The 11,609-nt window shown below is 69.9% G+C and carries 8 protein-coding genes; all 8 read right to left on the bottom strand.

The window, feature by feature from the left end:
- Positions 1-42 precede the first annotated feature (42 nt).
- Positions 43-2,145: a hypothetical protein gene (locus ACFTZL_RS31660; protein ID WP_382589608.1), complete on the bottom strand. Its 2,103-nt coding sequence runs from the start codon at positions 2,143-2,145 to the stop codon at positions 43-45.
- A 202-nt stretch (positions 2,146-2,347) separates the two neighbouring features.
- Positions 2,348-3,844 carry a D-ribitol-5-phosphate cytidylyltransferase gene (locus ACFTZL_RS31655; RefSeq protein ID WP_382589605.1) on the bottom strand — a complete coding sequence of 499 codons (1,497 nt, stop codon included), beginning with the start codon at positions 3,842-3,844 and terminating at the stop codon, positions 2,348-2,350.
- A 574-nt stretch (positions 3,845-4,418) separates the two neighbouring features.
- On the bottom strand, positions 4,419-5,966 hold the full coding sequence (locus ACFTZL_RS31650) for an alkaline phosphatase D family protein (RefSeq protein ID WP_382589602.1): 1,548 nt from the start codon (positions 5,964-5,966) through the stop codon (positions 4,419-4,421).
- 168 nt (positions 5,967-6,134) lie between these two features.
- A complete protein-coding gene (locus ACFTZL_RS31645; RefSeq protein ID WP_382589600.1) occupies positions 6,135-7,637 on the bottom strand; it encodes an FG-GAP repeat protein in 1,503 nt (500 codons plus the stop codon).
- A complete protein-coding gene (locus tag ACFTZL_RS31640) occupies positions 7,634-9,157 on the bottom strand; it encodes an FG-GAP-like repeat-containing protein (protein WP_382589597.1) in 1,524 nt (507 codons plus the stop codon). The genes ACFTZL_RS31645 and ACFTZL_RS31640 overlap by 4 nt, the downstream gene beginning before the upstream one ends.
- Positions 9,158-9,269: 112 nt before the next feature.
- Positions 9,270-10,706, bottom strand: a complete 1,437-nt coding sequence (gene obgE / locus ACFTZL_RS31635; protein WP_382589594.1) for a GTPase ObgE — start codon at positions 10,704-10,706, stop codon at positions 9,270-9,272.
- A 123-nt stretch (positions 10,707-10,829) separates the two neighbouring features.
- On the bottom strand, positions 10,830-11,084 hold the full coding sequence (rpmA, locus tag ACFTZL_RS31630) for a 50S ribosomal protein L27 (RefSeq protein WP_031130899.1): 255 nt from the start codon (positions 11,082-11,084) through the stop codon (positions 10,830-10,832).
- Positions 11,085-11,098: 14 nt separating this feature from the next.
- Positions 11,099-11,419, bottom strand: a complete 321-nt coding sequence (gene rplU, locus ACFTZL_RS31625; protein ID WP_382589591.1) for a 50S ribosomal protein L21 — start codon at positions 11,417-11,419, stop codon at positions 11,099-11,101.
- Positions 11,420-11,609 lie beyond the last annotated feature (190 nt).

Raw genomic sequence — 11,609 nt, 5'->3', positions numbered from 1 at the left:
GAAGACGTTCCTCGGGGGCCGAGCCCTGAATCAGGCGGTGGGTCAGCCCGCGCCGACACCGTCCGTGTCACCGGCCGCGGCCGCCCGCTGCCCGGGCACGGCGTTCGCCAGCTCGGCATCGGCCTCGGCGTCGACCTCGGCATCGGCCAAGGCGGCCGCCACCCGTGACTCCTGGCCGACGTTGCGCGTCTCGGCCTTGAGCGCGAGGTCCGCGACGGCGGTGTTGAACTGGACGAGGGAGGTCGGCTCGTCCGGGCCCAGCAGGTACTGCTTGAGCTCCTTGCGGTCCTCGGCCAGCGGGTCGGCGGCCCGGTCGCGGACGGCGCCGAGCAGCGCGCCCAGCTCGGCCGCGCTGTTGGACAGGATCACCGCGGCGCGCACCGCCGTGTTGTTCCGCTTGAACTCCTCGACGCCCACTTCGGCGGAGTCCGTGACCGCGTACGGCTTGCCGCTCGCGATGAAGTCGGAGACCACGCTGGAGATGTCGGAGACCATCGCGTCGGAGACGTTGAAGCAGTCGTACAGCCGCGGGTCGGCGCCGGTGATGACGCGGTGCTCCCAGGCGGGGAAGGAACGCCAGTAGGCGTCGTTCCACTCGGCGCGCAGCCGGGCGACCTCCTCGTGCCGGGCGACGTCGACCAGCCCGTCACGGGTGGCCTCCGCCTCGTCGCGACGCTCGCCGCCGGAGCCGGAGAGCTGCGCGAGCCGGGCCTCGATACGGGCCAGCTCGGTCTTGGCGTCGGCCTGAACGGCCGTGTCGGCGACGAAGCGCGTGTCGATCGCGCGCTCGGCGGCGGCCTGCCGGACCAGGGCGGTGATGCGCTGGTGGGCGGCGCCGGCCTCCTTGCTGACGTTGCCGGTGAACGGGTGCGGCTTGTACAGGACGCGGACCGGCGGGTCGGCCTGCACGAGCTGCTGCACGATGTTCTCGCCGGCCAGTACGACCGAGGTGTTGCCCGGGTTGCCGTCCCAGCCCTCCCAGGTGGGGGCGTAGAGCACGGTCGGGATCCGGCCGTCGGGCACGCCCTGCCAGGTCTGGATCGGGGCGAGCTGGGGGCGGCCGACCTCGACGATGTCGTCGTCGCGGACACCGACGTCGGCGATGGCGTAGCGGTCGCGGCCCGCGCGTCCGGCCGTCCACACCTCGTCGTAGACCTTGCTGTACGGGTTGACGCTGGCGAGCTTGTCGCTGTCGCCGTGGCCGATGAAGACGTGCTTGATCGTGGGCACGCGCAGCATGTGGATGTTCTTGCCGACGTTGGCCGCGTAGAGCGCGACACGCACCGTGGACAGGTCCATGTTCATCAGGTGCACCCCTCCGGGCACGCAGATGACCGGGACCGTGGTGGGCGCCAGGTTGTTCAGGATGGCCCGCTCACGCAGGATGATCAGCGGCTTGGAGTCCAGGTTCTCCATGGTGTCCAGCCACATGTTGACCTGGTAGACCGAGTCCTTCGAACCGGAGAAGTACAGGACCGTCTCCGGCTTGTACTCGCCCAGCCAGTCGTCCATGGCGGCCAGGACCCGCTCGGCGTTCGGCGGGATCTTCCGGCCGCGCACGTACGGCACGAGCGCCAGCACGTACAGCGTGCCGAGGGCCACCGTGATGCCGATGCCGATGAAGCCGACGAGGGCGGACTTCACCTGCGAGGCGAGCAGGACGCCGGCGACCGCGAAGAGGTCGATGTGGAGCATCTTCTCGGCGGAACGGTGCAGCAGCTTGCGCGGCGGGGCGTCCGGGATGCGGATGCGCGACTTCAGGTCGACGTTGCGGGTGGCGACCGGCATGCGGCGGCGGTTGCGGATGAGCTGGACCAGCGCGCCGTGCGGGGCCTGGAGACCGTAGAAGGCGATGAAGCAGGCGATCGCCCCGTAGTAGATCAGGTTGTCCGCGAGGGACAGCCGGGCCAGCAGCAGGACGAGGAGGAGCTGCCGGATCAGGAAGCGGATCGACAGGCCGGCCCGCACCTTGCTGAGGCGGTTGATCAGGTAGCTGCCCTTGCGGTGCAGATAGTGGTCCGCCAGGTACGTCACGGCGGCCGCTGCCGCGAAGGCGGGAACGCTCGGGACGAGCGCGGCCAGCATGAGGGCGGGGTAGCCCGCCATCATGAGGACCGCCGCGGCCAGCTGGGCCGCACTGCCCACCCGGGCGACGCGAATAGCGGTGGATATCACGGAGAAACCTGCTCTTGGGAGGGGTGTGCCGGTCTGGTTCGGAATTGCGGCTGGTCTGTGAATATTCGCGGGACGGTATGGATTCAGGCCCCTGCGAACACTCCTGTTGACGAACTTCGTTAACAGGAGAGCGCAGAGGCCTGAATTACCGGAGTCTATTTGGCGCCAATTATTACACGCCGTCCTGCCGGTCCAGCACCGTGGCGAGTGCCTGCTCGAAGCCGGACGCCCGGGCCGCGCCGGCCGTCGGGTCCTGCTGGCGGACGTCGATGACGTGGCCGGTCAGCTCGGAGAGCAGCACGTCGAGCGAGGTGCGGGCCACGGCCTCGGAGGACAGCAGGGAACCCGAGGGCTCCTGGCCGAAGGCCTTGGTGCGCATGGGGGTGGCGGTGCGCTCGGGGTTGATGCAGTTGACGCGGACGCCGTCGCCGGCCCATTCGTCGGACAGGGCCTGGGTGAGGTTCACCATGGCGGCCTTGGTCGAGGAGTACAGGCTGTACTCGGCGCGACCGCGGGTGTAGCTGCTGGAGGTGTACAGCAGGAGCTGGCCGTTGGTCTCGGACAGGTACTTGTACGACGACCGGGCGATCTGCACCGGGGCCAGGTAGTTGACCTTCAGCGCCTCCTCGATGGTGGCGTTGTCGGTCTCGGCGAGCTTGCCTATGCGCAGCACGCCCGCGGTGTTGACCACGTAGTCGATGCGGCCGGTCTCGGCGTACGCCTTGGACAGGGCGTCGTCGACCTCCTCCGGGTTCTCCACGTGGGTGCCGGTGGTGGAGCGGCCCAGCGCGTAGACCTTGGCGCCGTAGGACTCGGCGAGCTCGCCGATGTCCTTGCCGATGCCGTAGGAGCCGCCGAAGACGACCATCGTCTTGCCGGTGAGGAGCTCGCGGTAGGCCTCCTCGGAGACCTGCTCGGGCGCGGCGGTCGAGGCGAGCTGGAAGAGCTTGTCTGCGAGGAAGACGTCGACGGGCTGCGTGACCTTCATGTTGTACTCGTCACCCGCGACGACGTGGATCGGCACGTCCGGCAGGTACTTGAGCACGACGGAGCAGTCGTCGGTGGCCTGGAAGTTGGGGTCGTTGGAGGCGACCTCGTAGGCACGCTTGATCGTGGACAGCTTGAAGGCCTGCGGGGTCTGGCCGCGGCGCAGCCGGGAGCGGTCCGGGATCTCGGTGATGAACTCGCCGTCCTCACCGTGCGTGCGCGTGACGATGATGGTGTCCGCGGACGGGATGGCCACGTCGACGGCCTGGAAGCGCTCCAGCGCGATGACGCAGTCGTCGATGACGCGCTGCGACAGCAGGGGGCGCACGGCGTCGTGGAAGAGGACGTTGGCGTCCTCGCCCTCGGCCAGGCCCTCGCCCAGCGCGGCGATGGCGCGCTCGGTGGTCTCGTTCCGCGTGGAGCCGCCCTCGATGATCTTCGAGACCTTCTTGAAACCGGCCTTCGCCACGATCTTCTCGATGTCGGGCACGTAGCCCTGCGCCATCAGCACGATGATGTCGTCGATCGAGTCGGCGTTCTCGAAGGTGGTCAGCGTGTGCTCGATGACTGCCTTGCCGGCGATCTTCAGCAGTTGCTTGGGGATCGACAGACCAACGCGCTGACCGGTACCACCAGCCAGGATCACTGCGGTGGTACGGGGCTTGGCTATGTGCTGGGACACAGGTGACCTACCTCGGGGCGACAGGGAACTTGGAAATGGTCCCACTTGTGGTTACCGCAGTGCAAGGTGAGCGACCTTCGCCACATATGTGCGCGCAACCTGTCATTCACCTGGGAGTGCCGGTGATTGGTGAGACGACTCCGGGAACGCCCTCGAAATGCGCTGTGAGTCACTCCACAGAAGCACAGCGACGTCGGAGCCGCGTGCGACAGCGGCGGCCGAGGGCCTTCACGAGTTCCTTGGGACGATGTCTGGTTCCTTGGGACGATGTCTGGTGCACGGTACGCGCCTTGGCGGTGTCGCGTGGAACCCGACCGCCGTGGCAGTCGTCACGGACCGGTGACGTCGGGCCGGCCTTCACCTCCCCGGGCACGGGGCGGCACGCGTTCTTCATAAGCGACGCCGCGCCGTCGCGGGCAAGTCCCGAATACCGATCGCTCAGCCGCCCATTGCCGCGGAATTCTCGGTAAAGATTCCGCAGCTTTTCGATCTCGGTCGGGGTAAGGGAAGAGCCGGAAGAGCCTGGGACTCCGATGAGTCCCAGGCTCCCGTCCGCTCCATGGTCAAAAGGCCGTCAGACCACCTCGACGCCCGGCCGGCCCGCCTCGACCCGCAGCCGCGCCTGCGTGCGCGGTGTCGAGGTCGGCTGCCGTACGGTGTCGACCACTCTCACCTGCGCGTCGATGCCGTCACGGCGGACGTCGAAGAGGTGGTAGCCGCGGTGCGCGTCGAGCAGCTTCCAGTGCGGGTTGTCCGGACGCCGCGGGTCCCACTCCTTGCGGAACGCCTCCTGGTCCTGGTCGCCGTTGCTGGAGATGGAGGTGCCGACGAACTCGGCGCCGACGACCCCGGAGCCCGGATCGGCGTAGTCCTCCTTGAGGTCGCTGATCATCGTCAGGTGCCGGTCGCCGGAGAGCACCACCGGGTTGCGGACCTGCTTGAACTCCTGGAGGAACCCGTTGCGTTCGGCCTGGTAGCCGTCCCAGGCGTCGTAGAACCAGAGCTTGCCCTCACCGACCTTGAGATCCGTCTCGGCCATCATGATCTGGGAGGCGATCAGGTTCCAGCGCGCGGGCGAGTCCTGGAGGCCGTCCAGCAGCCACCGCTTCTGCTGCGCGCCCAGCATGGTCAGCGACGGGTCCTGGGCCCCAGCCTGGCTGGTGGCCTGGTCGCTGCGGTACTGCCGGGTGTCCAGGACGTTGAGCCGGGCCAGGCGGCCGAACTCCAGGCGGCGGTGCATCCGGATGTGCGGGCCGTTCGGGACGGCGGTGGCACGGACCGGCATGTGCTCGTAGAACGCCTGGTAGGCCGCGGTCAGGCGGGCCACGAACGCGTCGTGCGGCTGCTTGTCGGGGTCCTGCGGGATCTCGCCCGCGAAGTCGTTGTCCACCTCGTGGTCGTCGAAGCTCACCACGAAGGGCGCGTTCGCGTGCATCGCCGCGAGGTCCGGGTCGGTGCGGTACTGGGCGTACCGGTTGCGGTACTGCGCGAGGCTGAACGGCTCGCCGGTCCCCTCGTGCCGTCGTACGCCCGTCGCCGATGGCGTGGACTCGTAGATGTAGTCGCCGACGAACACCACGACGTCGGGGTCCTGATCAAGCATGTCTGCGTATGGCGTGAAATAGCCGTGCTGCCAGTTCTGGCAGGAGGCGAGGGCCATGCGCAGGGAGCCACCGGAGCTGTAGGGGTGGGGCGCGGTGCGGGTGCGGCCGACGGGCGAGAGCTGTCCGCTGGTGCGGAAGCGGTACCAGTACGTACGGTCCGCGCGCAGCCCGCGTGCGTCCACGTGAACGCTGTGCCCGTACTCGGGCCGGGCCTGGGCGGTGCCCCGGCGGACGAGCTTTCTGAACCGTGGGTCCTCCGCGAGCTGCCATTCCACCGGCACCACCCGGTCGGGCATGCCGCCGCCGTTCAGCGGGTCGGGGGCGAGCCTGGTCCACAGCACGATGCCGTCAGGCAGCGGGTCGCCTGAGGAGACGCCGAGGCTGAACACACCGTCGGGCAGCGGCGTCTCGGCCGCGCGGGCGGCGGCCGGAAGCCAGAGCTGGGCGGAGGCGGCGGCGCCGAGCACCGCGGCGCCGGCGGTCAGAAAGCGGCGTCGGTCGGGCGATCCTGCTGTCATCGGCTGACTCCCTTACCTCGCTGGCCACTTGGACACTGGGAAGCTTCACGCTCGCGGGCGGTCCGCCCGCTGAACGCCGGGGTTCACGTACATGACAACTAAGCAGACAAAAAGAGACCCGCCGCCAGCACCGGAACAAGCCGTTGCCGGGACGGGTCTGACGGATGATCAGTCGGCGAAGACGGTACCGAGCCGAGCGTCCGTGGGGGTGGTGCCGAGGAGCGTGTTGCCGAAGGTCGTCGTGCCGTTCGCGCTCACGACGGTCGTCGGGCTTGACCTGAAGTACCAGACGGACCCGGCGTTGCCGTTCTCCCCCCGCGCGCCGGCGACCAGGTCGGCCAGGCCGTCGTGGTTGGCGTCGGCGAGGTGGACGGCGTTGCCGAAGGTGTCGCCCTTCTCGGCGGCGCCCGGCACGTTGGGCGTGTTCTGCGTGACCACCTGGGCGCCGGTGCCGGTGAGCCCCTTCGCGGTGCCGCGCAGCACGACGACCGCGCCCGCGTCGGCCACACTGCCCAGGTTTTCGCCGGGCAGCCCGGTCGCCACGTCCGGGTAGCCGTCGCCGTTGACGTCGGCGACCCGGACATCGGTCCCGAAGCCGTCGCCCGCCTCGGCGGCGCCCGGCACTCCAGGGCTGTCCTGGTTGAGGTGCGTGGCCTTGGTGCCGTCCGGCCCGTTCGAGGTGCCCGGGATCCAGGTGACCCGGCCGCCCTTGGCGGCGGGGGTGTCGAGGTCGCTGTCGTACCCGGTGACGGCCCGGCCGACCACGATGTCGTCGACGCCGTCCTGGTCGACGTCCCCGATGTCGAGGTTCTCGCCGCCCTGGATCCGATAGCCGTCGGCGCCTTCCACGGTGGTGTACGGCTTGAGTCCCTGCCGGGAGCCCGGCCAGTACACGACCCGGCGGGCGTCGAACTCGTCGCCGTCGTTCTGGGTGGCGGCGACGTCCGTGACACCGTCGCCGTTGACGTCGCCGGTGGCCAGGTCGAGGACGCGGGTGTCGAACTCGTCCCCCAGGATCTGCTCGCCGCCGGACGTGGAGCCGTCCCGGGCGAACGTACCGCTCAGCACGCGCAGGTTGAACTGGTTCTCCACGGTCACCAGGTCCTCGGCACCGTCGCCGTCGACGTCACCGAGGGCCAGACGCCCCTGGGCGCCGAGCCCGTCGTACTCCTTCCCCGTGGCCAGTACGGCACCGCCGGCGAGGCCCTTCGGGCCGCCCCACAGCACCTCGGCAAGGCCGGAGTCGATGCCGCCGTCGGCCGTGTCCTCGCGGCCCGCGCCGACGACCAGGTCCGCGTACCCGTCGCGGTCGAGGTCGGCGGTGGCGAGCGTGCTGCCGAACGCGTCGTCCGTCTCGGCGCTGCCGGGCACGCCGGCGGTGTTCTGGCTGAACACCTGCCGCTTCGTGGTGTTCAGTCCGTTCGCCGAGCCGTAGAGCACGGCGACGTAACCGGCGCCCTTCTTGCCGCCGACGGTCGCGGCCGGGGCGGCCACGGCGAGATCGGCGTAGCCGTCGCCGTTGAAGTCGTCGCGCGGACGCTCCGTGCCGGACGGGCCGCTCAGGGGCACGGCGGGGGCGGCGGGGACCGCCAGGGCGCCCGCGAGCAGCGCGAGGCCGGTGGCGACGGCGAGCCGTCCGCGCCGGGAGCGGGGACGGGGGCGGGCGGTCATCGGGCGAAGCCCGAGCCGAGAGCGGAGCCGTCCGCGACCGTGCCGAGCGTGCCCGCGCCGAAGCTGACCGAGCCAGTGGGGGTGGGCGCGTTGACGGGGTTCGGGAACGCCCAGACTCCCCCGTCCCGGTTCTCGCCGGTGGCACCGGCGAACAGCTCGGCCCGGCCGTCGCCGTTGACGTCGAGGAGCTTGGTGTCGGCGCCGAAGAAGTCGTTCTGCTCCGCGTCGCCCGGGACGTTCTTGGTGTTCTGGCTGATGGAGTAGGAGCCGTCGCCGGTCAGCCCGGACTTGGCGCCGCGCAGGACGGTGATCTGGCCGGCCGCGTACACCTCGCCGAGGGCCTCGCTCGGGCTGCCGGTGGAGACGTCCTCGTAGCCGTCGTTGTCGACGTCGGCGACCGAGATGCCCCGGCCGAACCCGTCGCCCCACTCCGAAGCGCCGGGCACGTTCGGGGTGTCCTGCGTGACGATCGTCGTACGGGAGGTGTCGGGTCCGTCGGCCGAGCCGTACACGACGCCGATCTGACCGCCCTTCAGGGAATCCTCGACCGGGACTTCGCCGGAGCCGTCGACGGGCCGGCCGATGACGAGGTCGCCGTACCCGTCCTTGTTCACGTCGCCGATGGCGAGGCTCTCGCCGCCGCGCAGGCGCGTGCCGTCGGCGTTCTTCAGCGGGGCCGGGGCGCTCAGGCCGTCCGGGGTGCCGCGCAGGTAGACCGCGCGGCGGTTCTTGGCGTCCGGGTCGTGCGAGTCGTCGTCGCTGTTGTCGTGGATGAGGGCGACCAGGTCCGTGATGCCGTCGTGGTCGACGTCGCCGGCGGCCACGTCGTCCGTGACGTACTGGGCCTCGAGGGCGAGGGTCCGGCTCTTCGCGGCGCCGGTGGTGCGGTCGAACGGCCCGGACAGCAGGCGGTTCCCGGTGGCCAGGTCCAGGTTGCCGTCGCCGTCGAAGTCGCCGAGCGCCGGGGTCTCCGGGTCGACCCGGTCCTCCTCGGTGCCGGTGGCGACGGCCGTGCCGCCGGACAGGCCCTGCTTCCCGCCCCACAGCACGGCGAGCGTGCCGACTGAGGTGACCTCCCCGACGTCCTCACCCGGGGCGCCCACGACCAGGTCGGCGTAGCCGTCGCCGTCCAGGTCGCCGGCCCCGAGGCCCTCGCCGTAGTAGTCGTCCGCCTCCGCGGCACCGGGGATGCCGGGGGTGTCCTGGCTGATGACCTGCTTGTGGGCGAGGTCGATGCCCTTCGCCGAGCCGTACGCGACGGCCACATACCCGGCACGGGCCTTGCCGTTGATCTTGCCGTACGGGGCGGCGACCGCCAGGTCCTGGTAGCCGTCGCCGTTGAAGTCGTCGTGGAGCTTCGAGGCGGCGGCCGGGGTGGCGTCTGCCGCCCCGGCGGCCTGCGCGGCCACGGGGGCGGTGACGGCGGCAGCGACGGCGATCGCCGCCGCGACTGCGATGCCTCGGCCGATCCCGCGCTTGCTCGTGGACTGGGGCACGTACGTCAACTCCGTTGATCGCATGGGCAGTTGCTACGCGGCAAGGAACAAGATCCTCATCCGCTCTGCCCTGTACGACACCCCGGAGAACGACTTGGTTGCACCAAAGTCGGTCGCGAATTTGCGCTTTGTTAACTCAGAACGGCTCGAAGTCGTCGAACTCCTGCTGTGCATCGTCCCGCTCGGCCTGCCGGTCCCTACGGCGCTGCGCGGCCGGCCGCTCACCCTCGAACCGGTGGTCCTCACCGCGTCGGCCCAGCATCTCCGCCCCGGCCGTCAGGGACGGCTCCCAGTCGAAGACGACCGCGTTGTCCTCGGGCCCGATGGCGACGCCGTCACCACCCCGGGCACCGGCCTTCACCAGCGATTCTTCGACACCGAGCCGGTTGAGCCGGTCCGCCAGGTACCCGACCGCCTCGTCGTTGTTGAAGTCGGTCTGCCGCACCCACCGCTCGGGCTTCTCGCCGCGCACCCGGAACAGGCCGTCGTCCTCGCGGGTCACGGTGAAGCCCGTGTCGTCCACGGCCTTGGGCCGGATCACGATCCGGGTGGCCTCTTCCTTCGGCTTCGCCGCCCGGGACTTGGCCACGAGCTCCGCGAGTGCGAACGACAGTTCCTTCAGCCCCAGATGGGCCACGGCCGACACCTCGAACACGCGGTACCCGCGCGCCTCCAGGTCGGGCCGCACCATTTCGGCCAGATCCTTGCCGTCCGGTACGTCGGTCTTGTTCAGGACGACCATCCGCGGGCGCTTGTCCAGCCCGCCGTACTGCCGCAGCTCCTCCTCGATGATGTCGAGGTCGGAGGCCGGGTCGCGGTCCGACTCCAGCGTGGCGGTGTCCAGGACGTGCACGAGCACACTGCACCGCTCCACGTGCCGCAGGAACTCCAGGCCCAGGCCCTTGCCCTGGCTGGCCCCGGGGATCAGCCCGGGCACGTCGGCGATCGTGTACACGGTCGAACCAGCCGTGACGACACCGAGGTTCGGCACGAGCGTGGTGAACGGGTAGTCGGCGATCTTCGGCCTGGCGGCGCTCAGCACCGAGATCAGGGACGACTTACCGGCACTCGGATACCCGACGAGCGCCACGTCGGCGACGGTCTTCAGCTCCAGGACGACGTCCTGAAGGTCCCCCGGCTCACCGAGCAGCGCGAAGCCGGGCGCCTTGCGTCGCGCGGAGGCCAGCGCCGCGTTGCCGAGCCCGCCCCGGCCGCCCTGCGCGGCGACGAAGGACGTGCCGTGCCCGACCAGGTCGGCGAGGACGTTGCCCGCCTTGTCCAGCACCACCGTGCCGTCCGGCACCGCCAGCACCAGGTCCTGCCCGTCCTTGCCGGAGCGGTTGCCGCCCTCGCCGGGCTTGCCGTTGGTGGCCTTGCGGTGCGGGGAGTGGTGGTAGTCGAGAAGCGTGGTGATGGACTGGTCGACGGTGAGGATCACGTCCCCGCCACGACCGCCGTTGCCGCCGTCCGGTCCGCCCAGCGGCTTGAACTTCTCACGGTGAACGGAGGCACAGCCGTGGCCTCCGCTACCCGCGGCGACATGCAGCTCGACGCGGTCCACGAAGGTGGTCATGGTGTGTGCCTCCATTTGCGTACGTGTCCGTACGGGTCGTACGGGGTTGTTCTCTGACCAACACGCGAAAGGCGGACCCGCTTCCCGTGAGGGAAGTGAGGTCCGCCTCGCGAAAGTTTCCGATCAGGCGACCGGAACGATGTTCACGACCTTGCGGCCACGGTGGGTGCCGAACTGCACCGAACCGGCGGCCAGAGCGAACAGCGTGTCGTCGCCGCCACGGCCGACGCCGGAGCCCGGGTGGAAGTGGGTGCCACGCTGACGGACCAGGATCTCACCCGCGTTGACGACCTGACCGCCGAAGCGCTTCACGCCGAGCCGCTGGGCATTGGAGTCGCGACCGTTCCGAGTGGACGATGCGCCCTTCTTGTGTGCCATTTCTCCTCAGTCCCTTACTTCGCAGCCGCGGGGATCTCAGTGACCTTGATCGCCGTGTACTGCTGGCGGTGGCCCTGACGACGGCGGTAGCCGGTCTTGTTCTTGTAGCGAAGGATGTCGATCTTGACGCCCTTGTGGTGGTCCACGATCTCGGCCTGGACCTTGATGCCGGCCAGCACCCACGGGTCGCTGGTCACAGAGTCGCCGTCGACAACGAGCAGGGTCGAGAGCTCGACCGTGTCGCCAACCTGGGCAGTGGAAATCTTGTCAACCTCAACGATGTCGCCGACAGCAACCTTGTGCTGGCGACCACCGCTGCGCACGATGGCGTACACGCGGAACTCTCTCTCGCTCGGGAAACGGCACCCCCGCAGGCCAGCCGCTCGACTCAGCGAACAGCCTCTCCTGGGCGCCCGGCGCCCGGAGGGGTGAGGTTTACGGGGATGTGACGCGTCATTCGACACGCCGACGGTCAAGGTTACGGGGCCCCGGCCAAGGGGGTCAAACCGAGGCCGGTCCGCCGCC

Origin of the sequence: Streptomyces sp. NPDC056948 (assembly GCF_042674225.1) — a bacterium.
Classification (GTDB): Bacteria; Actinomycetota; Actinomycetes; order Streptomycetales; family Streptomycetaceae; genus Streptomyces; species Streptomyces purpurascens.
Note: the sequence above shows the minus strand (reverse complement) of the source record. Positions and strands in the feature narration are given on the sequence as shown.